The following is a 19,142-nucleotide window of genomic DNA, read 5'->3' on the forward strand; positions in this document are numbered from 1 at the left end:
TACAAAAGCCCTTCCGGCTTTCCATGAGGGAAGCAGCGGAAGGGCTTTTGTTATATATACTTGCCTATGCGGGGAGTGTATTTATACCCGCTGCACGGTAAACTCGAATTCCAGCTTTTGATCGGCTGGGATTTGATATTCCTCATGTACTGGAGCACCCCAGCTGTCGTCGCCGCCTACGCCCATTTGCTTGCCAGCTACGGTGACAACGGTGTAATACACGTTCGGTAACTCATACACATGGTATGCACTTTCCAGCTCGAACGCTGTATACGGCGAAATATTGCATTCCACCGGCGCGGTGGCAGGTGCGGTAATGCGGATGCCCCGCTGGGAATCGTCAGTAATATCGACACGGCGCACGCCTGTACGATTGCCGGATTCCTGTGGCACGACATACCCGGACACGTTATCCGCAGCTTCGTTGCGGAATACGCCAAGTCTAGCACCGAAGGCCCGGTCGATGTAATTCTCCTCTGGTCCCATCGCATACCAGTCCAGATGGCGGTAGTCCGCTGGAACCTTGAACGAAAGGGCAAAGATCGGCAGGTTAGGCAGTCCCGATACACCTTCATAGGTGGATTTTACGTTCAGACTGCCGTCCGCCAAGACGGTATAGGCTACCGTTACCTGTACGTCTGCATGAATGCTCAGCGTGTAGCGGAACGTAATGGTCACACGGTCTGCCTGCTCTTCCGTGACCTCGATGTCCACACATTTACGCGTCAGACTTGCAGCGAACCAGCCACCAGCTTCAAAACCGAGTGCGGTTCCCCGATCATTGTCTGTGGTCGCCCGCCAGAACAACGGGGCAGGAGGCGTAGCAATCATCTCACGTCCTGCGTAGCGAAGTGAAGTCAGGCTACCTGCTCCTTTGGAGAACATGATGCTGAAATCTGCACCGTGAACGCCAATATTTACATCGCCATGCACCACTCGTAGGGCTCCACCTGTAGGAGCTTTCAGCGGATTTGGATTTTCCACAATGAAAATATGCTGTCCGAAGGCTACTTCATGCCCAGCCTCAGCCCAAATCGTCGCTTCCTTCAATACAAGCGCCGTGTGAATGACATATTCCCCAGGCTTCCCGTCTGTGCTTGGGAACGTCAATGGAATATAGGCTTCGGTCTGAGCCGCCACATCCACATGACTCACATTTCGCGTGATCTCTTGACCTTCATGCAACAGGCTGTATACCAGTTCATAGTCCCCTGTTCCCTCGAACAGGTTTTCGTTGCGAATGGTCACACCTTGGGTATCCGGGATGAGCTTCAGATTTTGATACAGGAATTTGACCTCCTGCATCTTTGGTGAAACCTTCCGGTCCGCATAGACAATTCCGTCCGTACAGAAGCCATAGTCTGTCGGACGGTCGTCAAAGTCGCCGCCGATCGCGAGGTACTCGCGTCCGTAACGATCTTTTTTCATGACCGCTTGGTCGATGTAATCCCAAATAAAACCGCCTTGATACAGCTCGTATTTGTCCTCTAGCTCGGTATACTTGTGCATGCCGCCCACGGAATTGCCCATCGCATGCATGTATTCGCAACTGATATATGGCTTTTGTGGATTGTCGTTCAGGTATTGCTCGATATCAGCGGGCTTGGCGTACATCCGGCTCTCCATATCGCTGGTATCATCGTACGTACGATTGTGAAACACGCCTTCGTAGTGTACCAGACGGCTCGGATCGGTGGACCGGAAATAGTTAGCGACATTGCGTAGCACTTCGCCTGCATACGACTCATTTCCGCAGGACCAGATCAGAATGGATGCATGGTTTTTGTCCCGTTCCAGCATGGAAATGGCGCGATCCATAACGATATCCTGCCACTCAGGCAGATTGGCCGGAATATTCCACGAAGGCTCGACTGCGCCGAGTTTTTGCCAGGAACCGTGTGTTTCCAGGTTCATTTCGTCAATCACGTATACCCCGTACTCATCGCACAGTTCATACCACAGTGTCTGATTCGGATAATGAGAGGTACGTACAGCGTTCATATTGTTCTGCTTGAGCGTCCGAATATCCCACAGCATATCTTCACGGGAAATTGCACGCCCGGTACGAGCGTTAAATTCATGACGGTTCACACCCTTAAAGATGATGCGCTTGCCGTTCAGATGCATGACCTTGTTCACCATCTCGAATTTGCGGAAACCAACCTTTTGTGGGATCACCTCGACGAGTGTTCCATCGGCATCATAAATTTGAATGAACAACGTGTACAAATAAGGCTTTTCCGCGCTCCAGCGCTCTACTTGCTCCAAGGTTGCTGACAGCGAAGCGGTGCCCTCTGTAAAGTCAGCTTTCAAAGAAGCTACTATATGTCCGGTGGCATCCTTCACATCGACAGTTGTATGGGCTGTTGCTGGTTGCTCCAAAGTCAGTTTCAATTCCAGCAGGCCCTGCGTGTAGGTAGCATCCAGGTCTGCCTTGGCATGCAGGTCACGTACGTGAACAGTAGGGATCGTGTACAAATATACGTCTCTGAAAATGCCGGAAAAACGCCAAAAATCCTGATCCTCCAGCCAAGCTCCCGTACTTCTTTGATATACCTCTACCGTCAGTTTGTTTTCGCCAGCTTGCAGGTAGGGTGTCAATTCAAAATCAGACGGTGTAAAGCTGTCCTCGCTGTAACCGACAAATTGTCCGTTCAGCCATACATAGAAAGCCGACTCAACACCTTGAAAAGAAATGAACACAGGCTGCGCGTCAGAAGCCATATTTTCAGGCAAAACAAAGCTTTTGATATAGCTACCGACCGGATTGTGGTCTTCTGGAATATGGGGTGGACGAACGTCCGAATGTCCGTCCCACGGGTACATCGTATTGGCGTACTGCATTTGGCCGAAGCCTTGCGTCTGAATATGACCTGGAACCTGAATATCGCTCCAGCCGCTATACTCAAAGTCAGGGGCATAGAATTCTGCTGGGCGAGTGGCTGGATTCGTCGCATAGTTGAACTTCCAGCTCCCATTCAGGTTGTGACGCCAGGCCATATCGGCCTGGTGTTCTGCTTCCTGAAGCGTGGCGTAATATTTATGATCGGAATAGGCAGGCAAGCGATTTACCGCGAATTTGGTCACATCGGTGAGCCAGTCCAGACTAGGGGTATGAAGGGTCAAGGCGAACACTCCTTATTTTTAATTTAAATGAAGACCGTATACAGAAATCTATTATTTTACCGAGCCGACCATACCTGCGACAAAGTGCTTCTGCATCAGGAAGAATACCAGTGCAGTCGGCAGTGTGGACAGGACAATGGCGATCATAATAACGCCGTAGTCCGGTGCATAGCTGGAGCCGAGGTTCGAAATCAGCAGCGGGATCGTTTGATTTTCTGGTGTTTGCAGTACAATCAGAGGCCAGAGGTAGTTGTTCCAGCTGGACATGAACGTGATAATTGCGGCAGCGGCATAGGTTGTTTTCATCGTAGGCATATACACCCGGAAGAACAGACCTAGCTCGGATAATCCATCCATCCGGCCAGCTTCCAGCAGATCCTTGGGAAACATCTTGGTGCTTTGACGGAAAAAGAAGATCAGGAACGCCGTAGTTACGGTCGGAATAACGACAGAAGAGAGCGTATCAATGCCGATCCACGGTATCACATTAGAAATGCTGCCGAACATCCGGTAAAGCGGGATCATGATTGCCGCAAACGGAATCATCATTGACATCAGCAGGATATTGAAGACAACGTCTTTCGATTTACTTCTGTAAATTTCAAAGCCATAACCAGCCAGTGATGCAATGAGCATCGCCAGCAACGTCGTTGAGATGGAAACCTTTGCAGAATTGCTTAGTGCTGTAACGATGTCTACTTGTTCGAGCAGATTGTGCATGTTATCCATCAGATGGGAGCCTGGCAGAAGCTTGCCTTTGGTCACATCGACTGACAGGTTTGTGGAGCTGGATATCATCCACAGGAACGGAAAAATTGAAATGAATGACACAAGAATCAGGAAGGCGTACGTAAATACTCTTTTTGTTTTCATCATTTTTTCTCACCTGCCACTTTAAACTGGATGATCGACAAGATAATGATCATAATGACGATGGAATAAGATACGGTCGCCGCATAACCAAAGTCGGATGAATACTTGAAGGACAGATTATAAATATATTGCGAAATAGAAGATGTTGCGTTACCTGGGCCACCTTTGGTAATATTCATGATTTCATCGAAGAGCTGGAGTGTACCAATCGTCGATGTAATCGAGGTGAACAGGATAATCGGCTTAAGCAATGGAACGGTAATGCTGAAAAACTGCCGGATCGGGGAAGCTCCGTCAATACGGGCTGCTTCATAGATAGAGCTGTCAATGTTCTGAAGACCAGACAGGTAAAAGATCATGTTGTACCCTGTCCAGCGCCATGTGATCGCGATAATAATCGTTACTTTGGCCCAGAAAGGATCTGTAATCCATTGGATTGGCGTGCCAATCACGTGCAGGTTCAGCAACAAGGAGTTTACCAAACCGTCAGCCGAGAACAGATACTTGAAAACAACCGAATAGGCTACAAGGGATGTGATACACGGCAAGAAGATGGCGGTGCGGAAAAAGCCTTTGAATTTCAGGTTTTTATCATTCAATAATACAGAAATGAACAGGGCCAGAATGACCATTAAAGGTACCTGGAAAATTAAATAGATAAACGTATTCTTCACGGCGGTGATGAACATTTTATCAGTGAACAGACGCTTGTAGTTATCAATGCCGTTAAAGCTCAGATTAGACCCAGTACCCGTCTTAAAGGATAAGATTAGCGCCTGAATCATCGGATAGAAATAAAAGGCGGCAATCATGATCACTGCGATGGATATGAACAACCATCCTGTCATACCTGCTTTAAGACGTGTTGTAGTCATTTTGGGCGCGGCTGTCTTCATACCATGTCAACTCCCTATGCAGCAATAAAACCTTGAACTCGCAAGCCCAAGGTTTTAAGTGCTTATCGTTTTATTGTTTAGCCTTGGCTAGATGGACTGACTTATTTAAGCTGTGCTTCCGCTTGTCCTTGAGCGTCCTTCAGAACTGCATCTACATCTTTTCCGTTCAGGTAGTTTTGAATTTCAACAGTCATGATGTCCTCAATCGCATAAGTGTGCAGGCCATAATTGACTTTTGGAACTTGTTTAGTCCAATCAGCAAATTTCTTGTATACTTTGTCGCCACCGAAGTAAGCATCTTCCACGTCATAAGCTTTACCGCTGGAAGCTGCGTTCAATGAACCAACAATTCCGATTTTGCTCAGCATATCTTGATACAGCTCTGTATCTGAACCGAATGTTTCTTTCAGGAAATCAGCAGCGGTATCTTGACCGTCCGAGTTGAGGACATACCAGGAGCTGCCGCCGAGGCTGGAAGCATTCACGGATTCAGGTATATTTTTCAGTTTAGGGAAAGGAACAACAGCCCATTTACCGGATTGCGAAGCTTCTGCCTTAATCGAAGGTGTAATCCAGTTACCTGTAGGTACAGAAGCAACTGCACCGCTGTTGAATGCGGCCAAGAATTGACTCCAGTCGGCATTCATTTTAACAATGTTGGCGTCGAACAAGGATTTGTACGTCAAGAGCGCTTCTTTCAGAGCTGGATTACCAGCCAGGTTTGGTGTTTTACCATCTTCTTTCAGGTACCAGGAACCTGCAGTTTGGATCATGCCACGGATCAGACCGAGGTCATTCGGATCTTGAGTCAGCATATCTTTGCCTGTTTTTTGTTTTACAGCTTTACCGATTTCAATAAATTTGTCCCAATCAATATTGGTCAAGTCCGCTACTTTGTAGCCGGCTTGTTCCAGATAATCCGTTCTTACATACAATCCCATAACGCCGGAATCGAAAGGAACTCCATATTGCTTGCCGTTGTAGCTAGTCGGTCCGATTTTATAATCAGCGAAGTCGGATGCTTTGATCGAATTAGTCATATCATGGAAAGAATCGGGATAGGCTTGCAGGAAGTTCTGTGCCCGGTAATCCTCAATTAAAACCACGTTCGGCAATCCTTTAGTAGAACCGGAGTTGAGGCCGGCATTCATTTTTTGTACGATATCGTTTTGAGCATATTCGACAATGTTTACGGTTACATCTGGATGTTTGGCAACATAGCGATCTTTTGCCAGCTTCAGGGCTGCGATGTTGAAGTTCGGGTCCCAAGCCCAGACTGTAATTTCTTTCTTGCCTGAATCTGTGGTCGTAGCTGCTTTCTCAGAATTGCTGGAGCATGCGGATAACAAGATCAAGCTTGCGATCAGCAGAAGGAAAGACATTTTTTTCATTTTGTTCAACCCCTACTCTTTTTTTATATGTGGCTAACCATGTAGAACTTTTTTTGAAAGCGGTTACCTTGTTTATGAATTTAGTTTATCATCCTTGCTATACTGGCAGTTAGGAATATCTTTATACAGATTGGTCTTATTATTATGATTTATCCAAAAAGGTACCGCTTACATTTGTACTTTCTTTAGACTTAGGTACTTTTTATAGATTGAACTAAAGATTTTCACGAAGCGCCACTGCGCGGCCGGATGGTGCTTCCCATCGCTGTTGTGCCTAGATGGCTAGCACCATTCCGCCCACTCCATTCTTGTTTCACTTCTTTGTTTCGTTCAGCCTATATTTTTTATGGGGTAGGAGGAGCGGGTTTTACGATCAGTGGCAGTGTCATTCTTACTTTGGTGCCCTCGCCCTTCTTGCTGGAGATGGTCACACCATATTCTTCTCCATACAAAAGGGTAATGCGATTGTGCACATTCTGGATGCCGATGCCCGTAAATAGTTGGCGTTTGCTCTTGGGATTCGGCAATCCGTCCTGCGCTGTATTTCCGTCCAAATCCATACCGTCTCCATCGTCGACTACTTCACAGATCAATGTATCCTCTGTTTTCGACACCAATATATAGATGTGCCCTGTGTTTTTCTCATTAAACGCATGGAAAAAAGAGTTTTCGATAAAAGGCTGAATAATCAGCTTGGGCACATGATACTCCAGACAATCAGGTGATACAAAATAATTTACCTGTACCCGTTGCCCATAGCGCACATGATTAATGAATACATAATTTTGCATGTTGGCCATTTCTTGCTCGATGGTGATCGTTTCGCTCACATTGCTGATTGTATTTTGCAGCAAGGAAATGAGCGCATTAATCGTCTCGGCGGCAGTTTCCTTGTTTCCTTTGAGCACTAGCATTTTGATTGAAGCCAATGTATTGTACAGAAAATGTGGATTGATCTGCCGTTGTAGTGCAGCTAGCTCTGCATTTCGTTGGCCTTTTTGGGTTTCTAAAAGCTTACGAATATAATCATTTAGTTCATCAAGCATGTAGTTGTAAGCATGACTTAACTGTCTGACCTCGTAGCTACCCGTGACCGGGATATAATTATCAAAATTTTTCTCGCGTATAGTCGACATTTGCTTGACCAGCCGAGTCAGAGAACGAATCAGGCGACGTGAAATGAGAAAAACAATCACCAAAGCAATCAGTACAATGGCGATACAGATCCAGACAACAGATTTAACGTCAATAATTTGCCCAACTGCGGTTTGCCTATCGATCATGTTCACCAGATAAAAATCAAATGAAGGGATATAGTTGGAAAGAACGATACTTTCTTTATTCATTACATCCGCATTAATATAGTTTAGTCCCTGTTCATTGATTTTGGTGGCATAGCCCAGCAGCTCACTGGAGCGTTGTCCGACTAGGTCCTGACGGTTGCTCGATACAATCAGTCCTGTTTTGTCCAAGATCAGCACATCATTACCGTTACTCGTGAAATTGTTATAAAAACGCCGAAATTCTGGCTCCCGAATGGCAATGTAGATCATTCCGTACAAGGTGCCACTGGTTCGCTCCATAAATGGTTTAGAGGCGATGATATAGGGTGTGGGTTTTTGCATGGTGCTAGTCATTTGTTGATGAAATAACTCCGTATCCATTTGATACATAAGCTGTGCCGGGCGTGCTACACTTCGGGCCGTAATAGCACTGCTCTTAAGCTGCTCCGCAGTTACAGGCCAATAGGAGGAATCGGAGTAAAAGCTCCGTCCGTTCAGACCTGTTACAGCGACACCGACATCATAAGCATCGACGTTCGATTTAATTTGCTTCATTTGCTGTGCCATACCGAAGTAAATCCTTGCCGAGTTAATCGAGTCAGATTGGCCGCTAGTCAAATAGTTTTTGACGGTTCCATTTTCCGAAGCGTGGGTTACAGCATTCACGATAGAGTCATTGAAGGATTCAAAGCTGGATTGAATCTGGCTAAGCACCTTGGCATTGGTAATACTGAATGTCTCAGCGAATAGTCGTTCAGACATTCGAATCGTCACCAAAGAGGTCAGCAACGATACCGCAGTGATGCTGACCACCATAACAATAAAGATTTTGAAGAACAGACCTTGATATTTGATCTTGTGGATATATCTTTTCATATTCGATCTCTTTTCTGCTGGCAGATATGCGCTTGCTCTCTAATGGAGATGCTCCCGGCGGTACTGGCTGGGCGAGTAGCCCTTCACCTTTTTGAACACTTTAGTAAAATAGCTGGGGTCCGAATAGCCTACTGTACTGCTAATATCTGAAATGGGCAGCGTCCCCGATCGCAGTAATTCAGCAGCCTTTTCAACCCGAATTTTGTTTAGATACTCGCTAAATCCCTCTGTATGGTGTGCCGTGAAATAACTGGACAAATAAGAGGGGTTAAAATGGAAATATTGCCCAAGGGTCGTCAAATTGAGTGTTTCAGCATGATGTTCCTCAATATACTCCAGCAATTTTTTCATGCTTGCACTACTTCCTTGCTGCGTCTTAGCCAGGATCTGTCGGTTCGCTTCCTCTAAAAAAGTCTCCAGCAACCGTACGGCTTCATGTACATGAGGGGCATCATTAATTGTTTTGAAATACGAATATTTCGCCGCATCCAGTTCCTTCATATCATACCCCTGATTCCCGAGCAAAATTGTAATGTTGAACACGATATTTCCGAGCAGCGATTTGAATTCAAAAGCGGTCGAGGTATAGTTGCCGGACATGGCGGCTACATAAGACCTCAAATCCTGAAAAGCTGTATCAAAATGCTCACGCTTCATCTCTTCCGTAAACTGTTTTAAATTAAATGAACGATTCACCTGCACAGGTTGAGGGAGCTCATCTTCTATCAGTAGCGCTGTCTCTGGGAAATAAAAGCGGTAGCTTAGTAATTTGGGTAGCTCATCCTGATAGACATCGCTGATCTGATTAAAATCCTCAAATAGCTGACTGACCGCCCAGCCTGTTTGTGGATCGAGCTGCTTCATCTCTTGAGCCACTTCTCGAATTGCAGTCATCCAGCAGTCTAATTCCCGTAGCTCCAGATTGGCTAAAAAAACGGCCGCATACCCATCCGATGGCAGCTGTCGCAGAACGATGTGTTCACAGGCAGAGGCTACTCGGTCTGTAAGCTTGGAAAATAGGTCCGAAGCCGAGGGATTGGTAGAGCGTCCCTTATCTTGCTGTGCCGACTGTTCTATACCTATGAGCGCAAAACGGGCGTAAGGAAATGCTTGCTTCACCAGCTCAACGTCATAATCTATGCTATAGCCAGAGATCAATTTTTCGATCACATGATCCATCGTGATTTGATTATTCCCGGCATCTTCCTGATATTGAATGGATGGAATTTTGCGGGCTGTTCGCTGGAGCACCTGAAGCAGCTCATCTGTGTCCAGCTTGGGCTTTAAAATATAGTCAGCCACACCTTGCTGAAAGGTGGAGCGTACGTAATTAAACTCGCCGTAGCTGCTGAGCACAATCACCTCGATATCTGGATAGTTCTGTCTGACGATGCGTGTCAGCTCCTCACCATCCATGATCGGCATTACGATATCCGTAATGACAATATGAGGACGCAAGGCTTCAATCAGCTCCAGCGCCTCTTTCCCATTGGAGGCCTCACCTACAATTCGAAATCCGTATTGTTCCCACGACAAATGATGTTTGATCCCTTGCCGTACCAATATTTCATCATCTACAATCAAAATGTTGCATAGCTCATTCATGACAGCACTCTCCATAATTATATCTATTCAAAAAAGACGCCATTAAGGCGAGGGCCTAATCATCTGACGGACATAGTTGATAACGCTTCCAACTTTAACTAAAATCTAAAGCTTTTAATCTTTACATGCTAACATAAACGGCAGGGTGATTCCAAAAATAATTTAGTTCAAATGGCATACAAAAGACAAAAAAGGCTGCCGAGAAAATCTCGACAGCCTGAACAACCGGGATTACTTTATACAGTACCCCATGTCCGATCTCCTGCCAAATATTTTTCAGTCAAAATAGACAGCAGTTGAATACCAACCTCGTTATGTCCTCCCTCAGGCAGGATCAGGTCGGCGTATTTCTTGGAAGGCTCAATAAATGCCTCGTGCATCGGTTTAACCGTCGTTAAATAGTGATCATGGATCGAATGGATGGTGCGACCGCGTTCCTCAATATCGCGAAGAACCCGACGGAGAATGCGAACATCTGGATCCGTATCCACAAATACCTTAATATCAAGCAGGCTGCGGAGTTTTTCGTCTGACAGTACGTGCAGACCTTCCAACATAACGATATGATTCGGCAGAAGCTCTACCGTCTCGTCCGTGGAACGAGCATGAACCGTAAAGTCATACACGGGCGCTTGAGTTGCTTGTCCTTTTTTCAGACATTGAAGATGCTCAATCAGCAAGTCGTTGTCAAAGGCAAACGGATGATCATAGTTGACCAAAGCACGTTCGTCATAACTCAGATGTGAATGGTCTTTATAGTAGTTATCCTGAGATATGAAAGTCACTTTATTAGATCCCAGACGCTCAACGACGGCGCGTGCGACCGTCGATTTACCGGAACCTGTACCGCCGGCAATACCAATAATAAGCATGGCGTTTCACTTACCCTTCCCTAAATGTATCCCGATACAACTCAAGTATTGTAGCACAATGCACACTTTTTTTCATCACTGTTGCACGTTGTATTTCTTCCATTTCCGTATTTTAGTTCCGAATGTTTTGAACGGTGCTACGGAGTTGATGTGAATCCATCTCGCCATAGGCCAGTTCGGATTAGTGCCTGTCCAGTTGTAAATGCCCTGGGTGAAGAGCTCTTCATGACTGAGTGTGTCCACCCAATCCAGCCACGTTTGCTCAGCCAACTTGAACATATCGCGTAATTCATATAGAGAGTGGTGGGAATAGGTCTTGTAGAATGATTGGTATAGTTCGCCTAGTCTATTCCACTTATAATTCGGGGCAGGCATGATGACGGTTTTCCCTTCCCGTTCGTCTCTGTCCCAGCTCATGACAAGATGAAGCCATCCAAGCTGGTAGGCAATCATTTCGGCGGGTGTTTTATCTACTTCGTCGATTCGAGTATCCTTGTGGCTTTCGTCAATGTCCTGGAATTCACCGTCAAACCGTAAGTAGGCGGTATGAATGGCTTCTTTTAACTCTGATTTGGAAGCGTAGTCGTAGCTAGACATCTAATCGCTCCTTTACATGAGAAATTGGTGATACTCACCCCTTTATATGTACCATTCTCAATATGACAACCGTATGTCTTATTCAAAAATAAAAAAATCTCGTTTTTTGTGATTTTATGAAACATCATTTGGTGTGTTCGCGAAAAAGAACGAAAAATTAATAGAAAAATTAAGACAAAAGATAAGTAATTAGACATATTTTAATATTTATTTAAGTCCCTATAATTATTGGAGTATAGCGATTAGGGGCCCTCATTGGTGCATGGATATGATTTCCTCCATCAATACGTTATATACCGTTTGCTTTAGTATTCATAAATCCAATTAAGAAGGGAATTGTGATATGAAATCGAGTTTGTTAAAAAAATGTGCAAGTGTAATGTTAAGCAGTACGTTGGCACTGTCTTTATCATTACCGCTATTAGGCCACGCACAGGCTGATGAGAATGTACAGGTAAGTGATGATTTTGAACAAGGAGAAGCTCAAGGCTGGTCTGCAGATTCGGGGAACTGGTCTGTGGTCAAGGACGGGAATGGTTCTACATACCAACAATCTAGTCGAAGCGAAAGCCATTCCGTAAAAGGCAATACCTCATGGACAAATTATAGTGTGCAAGCAGATGTATATGTAAATGATTTTAATGGCTCTAATCGAGTATATGTGGCAGGTAGATACACGGATTCTAACAACTTCTATGCAGCATCGTTGTACAACAAGAAAGGCGGAGCCCTTGAGATTCGTAAAAAAGTTAATGGATCTATGAAGACACTGGCTACCAATAAAAAATACAAACTGGACACCCATACATGGTACAGAGTGAAGCTGGAGCTATCTGGTCCAGAAATCAAAATGTATGTTAATGATCAGCTGGAGCTGTCCGCAACAGACACCAGCCTCACAGCTGGAGCCATGGGTCTGGTAACGTCTAAAACAGTTGCTCAGTTCGATAATGTGATTGTATCCGGTGCTTCTTCAGAAGGGGGTACAAGTACACCACCTGTGAAGCCGATACCGGGTACAGAACAACCGACTCCTGGGGTGGAGCCTAGTGTAACCTCCAAAAATAACTATAATTTGACTGGCTTTTCGTATGGTAATACAGGCGGAGGGAACATTGCCAATACGGATGCCAATTACAAAAAGGTGTACAATGCTGTAGATCTTAACGAAGCACTGAAAAAAGGCAGCAAGGTTAAAGTGATTGAGATTATGAATGATCTGGACCTTGGCTGGAATGAAATTCCTAGCGCTGCGAAGACAATGCCATTTAGCGCCAACAATCCTGTACAAACACATCCTGTTCTGAAAAAGACAGGTGTGAGCAAAGTCTATATCGAGAATATGAATGGAGTTACAATCTTCTCGGCCAATGGTGCGAAAATCAAGCATGCCGGTTTTGTCATCAAACGAAGCTCTAATCTGATTTTCCGTAACCTTGAATTTGATGAACTTTGGGAATGGGATGAAGCAACCAAAGGAAACTATGACAAAAATGACTGGGATTATATTACCATCGAAGGTGCAAGCTCTAAGGTATGGATCGACCATTGTACATTTAACAAAGCCTATGATGGCCTGGTAGATGTGAAAAAGGGCAGTAACGGAGTTACGATTTCCTGGTCATTGTTCAAAGGAGATGACCGCAGCTCCAGCAGCTGGGTAACCCAACAAGTCAACGCGATGGAAGCAGATAAGTCCTCCTACCCTATGTACGCTTATTTGAGAAGCAGTGCAGTGGGCATGAGTAAAGAAGATATCATTGATATTGCAGCAGGACAAAAGAAAGCGCATCTGGTGGGTGCCACGGAAATGGCAGGCGACAATGCGGATTTGGAAGTGACGCTGCATCATAATTATTATCTGGATATTCAGGACCGTATGCCACGTTTGCGTGGTGGTAATGCGCATGCATATAACATCGTTATGGATGATGCTGGATTGGCCAGAGCCAAAAAAAGAATTACGTCCGACATGGCCAAAGCGATCGCTGCCAAAGGATATCATTTTGACGTCGTGGGTAATGGTGCGATTTCAACAGAAAACGGCGCAGTGCTGCTAGAAAAATCGTATTTAATTGATGTGTTTTCTCCGGTGCGTAACAATCAAAAAGACCCTAATAAAGCGGATTATACAGGTAAAATCAAAGCCGAGGATGTTATCCTTTCGGATAACGGTGCCGTATTTAGAGGAGGCAGTGACGCTGCGAATAGCCCGTTAGCTCCTTATCCAGCGAAGGCTAAGACCTTCTCTTGGAATGGGTTCACAACGTTGCCATACAGCTATACAGCCGAAGACCCTGCCAACCTGGTTGCTCAATTGCAGGCCAAGGATGGAGCGGGCGCAGGCAAGCTGAACTGGTCGAGTGAGAACTGGCTCAAAACGGTGTACAATACAGCCGCTACGAAAGACGTACAAGTGGAAGAAGATTCCGAGTAGGTAGTTTTGAAAAAAAGCAGTCAGGACAGATGCGCTCTGTTCTGACTGCTTTTTTTGTTAAACACGTTTAGGCTACGTTCGGTACGAACTTAACCAATAACGACAAATGAGGACACGCCAGCAGGTACGGATCTAACGCGGAATAATACTCCATCATCTCTAAAAGTACGCAGAATATAAGGCTGGTTCGTAGGTGTGCGGACTCTGTTGAATCGGGCAGTACCAAAGCGGTCGAAGCCTGCAGCTTGCACAAAGGTTCCATCTAAACGCCGGAGTGTTGCAAAAAATCCAGACGTGTTAAAAGGTACACCATCATTATTAGCCCAGATAACTGTAAATCTACGAAGGGTTTGTGTTGGACTCACATTGCGATATCTCGTAACAGGAACCTTTCTGCCCGTAGATTTCAGCGTTTGTGGAGGACGAATGGCCACTTCAAATCAACTCCTTTGTTGTGATGAGATATTAAATGCACACAAAGGAGTGTTGGACCGTGCTATAAACTACTCTTCCTTAAAATAGGCATATAACGAACTTAGCACCTCATTATGCCCAATCGCGCCGTAGCGTGAAGAGGTCTTTTAACGCGTCTGTAGACAGCTCAGTAATCCAGCCCTCGGTGCTGGTGATGATTTGGTCACTGAGCTGCTGCTTGCTCTCCAGCATTTCATCAATGCGTTCCTCCAGCGTACCCAACGAGATAAATTTGTGAACCTGTACATCTTTGGTTTGTCCCATCCGGTAGGCTCGGTCTGTGGCCTGATTTTCAACAGCTGGATTCCACCAGCGATCAAAGTGAAAGACATGGTTGGCAGCTGTTAGATTGAGGCCCACCCCTCCGGCCTTGAGCGATAAAATAAACACAGACGGCTGCTCGTCATGGGGAAGCGTGTGTGATTGGAATTGATCAATCATTCGGTCACGCGCAGTTTTGGATGTACTACCGTTCAGATAGAGCACGGGTTCTTGAAGTTCCTGAGCGAGTACCTGCTGAAGCATCTGTCCCATACCAATATACTGCGTAAAAATAAGACAGCGCTCGCCCTCTTCCCGCAGTTCCTTGACCATAGCCAGAATACGCTCCAGCTTGGATGAACGGCTAATAACCGCTTCAAGAACGGGCTGACTATAACCAGAAGTTGCTGCATCCAGGAGCGCCTCCTTGGTTAAGAGAGCAGGGTGGTCACAAAGTTGCTTCAACTGGGTCAGGGCTGATAAAATGGCTCCTTTGCGCTCGATCCCCTCCAGCTTCTGCATCCGTTCCATCAGTTCTTTAACAATCTGATCATAGAGCGCACCCTGCTCGGAGGTGAGGTGAATGTACGTTTTCATCTCATTCTTGTCAGGCAAATCAAGCTGTATCGCAGGGTCCTTCTTTTTGCGACGTAGCATGAAGGGCTGAACCAGCTTTTGCAAATCCAACGTGCGCTGCTCATTATGTTCTTTTTCAATAGCATTCATGAAGCGATTGCTAAAGGCGCGTGAGCTGCCCAGATAACCAGGATTGATGAAATCATAAATGGACCATAGCTCGGACAGCCGATTTTCAATAGGTGTTCCTGTCAACGCGATACGATGACGTGCAGGGAAGCTGCGCACAGCTGTGGATTGCTTGGTTTGAGCATTTTTAATGTTTTGCGCTTCATCCAGGCAGATCGAATCCCAAGTCATGCTCTGCAGCAGCTCTTGGTCCAGAGTTGCCGTAGCGAAGGAGGTCAGGATGACATCAGCTTGCTCGACTTTTTCGCGGAACAAGTCTCCTTGTTCTCGCTTGCTTCCATAGTGCAGCATGACCTTCAAGGAGGGAGCGAAGCGGCTGAGCTCCTTCTGCCAGTTGCCCAACACCGAAGTCGGGCAAATCAGCAACGAACTGGAGTGCACCCCCGTCTCGGCGGCAATGTCCTGTAGGTGCAGTAAATAAGTGATAAACTGCACCGTTTTGCCGAGTCCCATATCATCGGCTAGGCACGCGCCCAATCCGAAGCGTCGCAAAAAGGCAAGCCATGCATACCCGTCCTGCTGATACGTCCGCAGCTCGGCTTGCAGCCCATCGGGTACGTCCAAAGCGGGCCATTCCGATTGCCGTCCGAGCTGGCTGATCAGCTTCAGTAGATGAGCGTTCAGCTCTACTTCCAGTCGGAAGCGTGCCGGGTCCTCTGGCTGCTCGCCCGAGGCATCGCCTTCAGGCTCGTCGGTGTTGCCGAGCAGATGCAGCTGCAGGATGTCCTGAAAGGACAATCCCTGAGTGCTGTCGATCCCGGCCATGGCGCGGCGGATTTGCGCCAGCAGCGCAGGGTCGAGCGCGATCCATTGGCCGCGGAAGCGCACCAAGCGCTCGTTGCGAGCCACGAGCTCGGCGAACTCCGACTCGCTCAGATCGGCATCGCCGATGGCCACACGCCAATCGAACTGGACAATGGAGTCCAGTCCGAACAGCGAGCTGCCCTTCGTGCGCTCTCCCGCCCCTTCGCCTGGGCGAACCTTGGCCCGCAGCTTTGGCTTCTTGCGGGTGGCTGCCTCCCACCAGGCTGGCAGCAGCACCTGCCAACCGCTTTCCAGCAGACGCTGGCTGTCGGTCGTCAGGAATTGCCATGCGGCTTCGTCAGAGAGCGGGCGGCTCAGTATGTCATCACGGCTTCCGGCACGCTGCCCTGCGGGCAAAATAGCGGTCAAGCGTTCCAGCCACCCGCCTGAGCGCTCACGCACATGCGCCGTCCATGCATCAGGCCATGAGCCGGAGGCATAACCGTCATCGGCGAGCTGTACAGGCACCAGCAAGGCCGGGTCTTGCTTGTCCTGCAACACTAGCTTGAGCTGCCAGGACGGCTCGTCGTCCTCCAGCTCTGGCTCCAGTAGTTGCAGAAGCGGACGGAACGGCGCCGTATCGGCCTTCCAGCCAATGGCGATCAGCCATGCCTGGGCATCCAGGCCTGCTGCGACCTGGCGTTGGGGAGCGAAGAGAATCGGATATTCTCTTCGCAAGTCAGCGGCTTCCGCTTCGGTGCCGTACCAGCGCTGAAAAACAGCGGCCGAGAACGCCGCTACCAGGCCATCGCGCTCGTTCTCATCCAGGCTGTCCAGCAAGGCAAGCTCTGCCGGTTGGACATTTTCCAATGCTTCTGCATCCCACTTCCATAGCAGCTTCCCCGCCTGGAACGACGTGAAGCTGGGCACATAGGCTTTCGTTTCAATGCAGTGAGCCAACAGAGAGATCAGCCGAAGCCACGGGGCATTGGCTTCGTCCCAGATCCATTCGATGTGCTTCAGCAACTCCTGCTCTGCCAGAAAAGGAATCACTTGCTCCGAGGGCAGCACGATAATATCTGTGTCTTGAACATGCTGAATCTCTAGCTCGGTGCCATAAAATGAAGCCTCATGCCAAGCAAACAAACGTTGCTTCAACATTTGACCGGAAATGCTATAGTTCATGGAGGAATCGCCATAAATTAGCGCGTCTCCATAGGTAGTTAATTGGATGTACACCGTAATCGTTTCGGTATATTGGCTCATGATAACAATTTCCCTTTCCGCAATTCCTCCTGTAGCGCCCGCAGGCGGCTGTGACGGCTGGTAAAGGTCATGAAGAACAGCTCCCAGCGTGTTTCTTGCTTCATTTTTTTGTACAGCTTGAACAATCGCTTTAACAGCTTAACTGCCGCTTTATAGCTAGATCTGTTTTTTTCCAGCACATAACGTTCTACCGCTTGATGGTAAAAGGGCAGCAGTAACTCTGGCGCGTTCTTTTCGATGGGTTGCAGCACGCTCACCCGAAAACTCAAAGGTTCACTGCGTATGCTTAGCTGATAGTCGATCCATTGCCGCCATTTTTCATGAGCAAGCAGGGCCTCTTCATACATCCCCCCGGCAAATGGAAGCATACCCATCAGCGTGTCCCACATGTCCTGTTCTGCATCTGGAAGGTGCTGCAAAACCAGCTCCCAATCATGCATATAATCCTGTAAATGATCATCCCGATGACTGTGAAGGAGGGGGCCGATATGTCGCAGTCCATCCTTGAGACGTACCCAATCTGCGGCCTGTCGCAATGCATGTAAGAACAATAGCAACTGGCTGGAGGAGATTTTTAGTGGAAAAGCTCGTTCCGCCTCCTCTAGTAGTTCCCAGGCTTTATGATCCTGCGCTTGGTAAACATACATCCAGCTCTGAGCCAGCATCCACGGAAGGCGTGCCAACGTAGCACTACGCTCCTCTTCAGCTGCAAGTAAATGCTGTAATTCTTCCGTATATATGCTAGGGTCCTGCCTTGTAGGATACACCCAGTACAGCCAAAACTGATAATATGCGTCTGAAAAATAAGTACCGTTCCGCGACTCTATCAGCATTTTCTCGCGCAAATAAGCTAAAGTTTCTGCCATACGAGCTTCGTGCATCGGTTCATCAGTTAGCTCCAGAGGACGCTCAAAATCACGTTCAATCGCCTCTTTCAGCTCATCTGCGGCGATTTGGGTGTAGTAGCCCATATAGGTATGAGTGGGGTAACCCGTCATGGGGGCCTGAGGTACCAGCTTCTCCAGTACACGCAGATGGGCATGCAGTCCATATAGCTGCTGCATACCGGGTGAGAGCGGCGGCTTCACAGCATAGATCGAAGCTAAAGCACTTTGCACATATTGGGAATTTTGAGTGTGTACATGATTAAGGGCGATACACTGATCGAACAGATCATGCCATTCGGAAACGGGCATGTCTGGTATGTTGCTTGCTTTTTTACGGAGAGCATCTCTTGTTGCTTCCTTGTGATCCGGCGAAGGGTTCGACCGGAAAGCAGATGTGGTACGGGTGTCTGCTTGTGTAGTCAGCCGTGTGAATCCTGCCGAATGAGCGTTCACTAATGCATGCACGGAACGTTCCTGTTCATTCGCGTAATTCAGCAATACGGCGATCATATGCTTGCAGTTGGTTTGAACAGGGCATGTACATCTGCTGGCAGCAAAAGCACTCAAGTGGAGATCCACTTCGTAGAGTTCATTCCCATCCACGACAGCCGCGATATGGTCAGCATCAGGCATTGCGAATTCTTTGACCTTTCCCTGCTTAAAGTACTGAAAACCTCGTTTGATCGTCACATCATTAAAATGGTCAGCCACGTTTTGAATGAGCTGCTGCCACTGTATATCATCCAAAAGATAGGTTGGTTTCATATGCAATAGTCTCCTAAGAGAGAA

12 protein-coding genes are annotated in these 19,142 nt (G+C 47.2%); 1 reads left to right on the top strand and 11 read right to left on the bottom strand.

Annotation, left to right across the window (positions count from 1 at the left end; genetic code table 11):
• Positions 1-81: 81 nt before the first annotated feature.
• The 8 genes from MKX36_RS01155 to MKX36_RS01190 form a co-directional block, all read right to left on the bottom strand.
• Positions 82-3,126, bottom strand: a complete 3,045-nt coding sequence (locus MKX36_RS01155) for a glycoside hydrolase family 2 TIM barrel-domain containing protein (protein WP_340864071.1) — start codon at positions 3,124-3,126, stop codon at positions 82-84.
• A 51-nt stretch (positions 3,127-3,177) separates the two neighbouring features.
• The gene (locus MKX36_RS01160; protein ID WP_113050849.1) at positions 3,178-4,002 is read right to left on the bottom strand and encodes a carbohydrate ABC transporter permease; all 825 of its coding nucleotides are present in this window, start codon (positions 4,000-4,002) and stop codon (positions 3,178-3,180) included.
• On the bottom strand, positions 3,999-4,895 hold the full coding sequence (locus tag MKX36_RS01165) for a carbohydrate ABC transporter permease (protein ID WP_016820161.1): 897 nt from the start codon (positions 4,893-4,895) through the stop codon (positions 3,999-4,001). The genes MKX36_RS01160 and MKX36_RS01165 overlap by 4 nt, the downstream gene beginning before the upstream one ends.
• Before the next feature lie 101 nt (positions 4,896-4,996).
• A complete protein-coding gene (locus MKX36_RS01170; RefSeq protein WP_025363733.1) occupies positions 4,997-6,286 on the bottom strand; it encodes an ABC transporter substrate-binding protein in 1,290 nt (429 codons plus the stop codon).
• A gap of 344 nt (positions 6,287-6,630) precedes the next feature.
• Positions 6,631-8,445: a cache domain-containing sensor histidine kinase gene (locus MKX36_RS01175; protein WP_016820163.1), complete on the bottom strand. Its 1,815-nt coding sequence runs from the start codon at positions 8,443-8,445 to the stop codon at positions 6,631-6,633.
• Between the two features lie 39 nt (positions 8,446-8,484).
• Positions 8,485-10,050: a response regulator transcription factor gene (locus MKX36_RS01180; protein ID WP_340864072.1), complete on the bottom strand. Its 1,566-nt coding sequence runs from the start codon at positions 10,048-10,050 to the stop codon at positions 8,485-8,487.
• A gap of 236 nt (positions 10,051-10,286) precedes the next feature.
• Complete coding sequence (udk, locus tag MKX36_RS01185) at positions 10,287-10,922, bottom strand: uridine kinase (protein ID WP_013368919.1); 636 nt, start codon at positions 10,920-10,922, stop codon at positions 10,287-10,289.
• Positions 10,923-10,997: 75 nt separating this feature from the next.
• Positions 10,998-11,519, bottom strand: a complete 522-nt coding sequence (locus MKX36_RS01190) for a ClbS/DfsB family four-helix bundle protein (protein ID WP_340864073.1) — start codon at positions 11,517-11,519, stop codon at positions 10,998-11,000.
• Between the two features lie 343 nt (positions 11,520-11,862).
• On the opposite strand from MKX36_RS01190, the gene MKX36_RS01195 reads away from it, so the two are divergent.
• Entirely contained in the window at positions 11,863-13,956 is a 2,094-nt protein-coding gene (locus MKX36_RS01195) for a pectate lyase family protein (RefSeq protein WP_340864074.1), read from the top strand.
• An 89-nt stretch (positions 13,957-14,045) separates the two neighbouring features.
• Here MKX36_RS01195 and MKX36_RS01200 read toward each other — a convergent pair whose 3' ends face one another.
• From MKX36_RS01200 to MKX36_RS01210, 3 genes are all read right to left on the bottom strand, one after another.
• Positions 14,046-14,390, bottom strand: coding sequence for a hypothetical protein (locus MKX36_RS01200; protein ID WP_016820169.1), 345 nt, complete (start codon positions 14,388-14,390; stop codon positions 14,046-14,048).
• Positions 14,391-14,502: 112 nt separating this feature from the next.
• A complete protein-coding gene (locus MKX36_RS01205) occupies positions 14,503-17,466 on the bottom strand; it encodes a DEAD/DEAH box helicase (protein ID WP_340864075.1) in 2,964 nt (987 codons plus the stop codon).
• Complete coding sequence (locus tag MKX36_RS01210; protein WP_340864076.1) at positions 17,463-19,118, bottom strand: SWIM zinc finger family protein; 1,656 nt, start codon at positions 19,116-19,118, stop codon at positions 17,463-17,465. Before MKX36_RS01210 ends, MKX36_RS01205 begins: the two co-directional genes overlap by 4 nt.
• Positions 19,119-19,142: the final 24 nt, after the last annotated feature.

The organism is Paenibacillus sp. FSL W8-0439 (genome assembly GCF_038008995.1).
GTDB lineage: Bacteria > Bacillota > Bacilli > Paenibacillales > Paenibacillaceae > Paenibacillus > Paenibacillus polymyxa.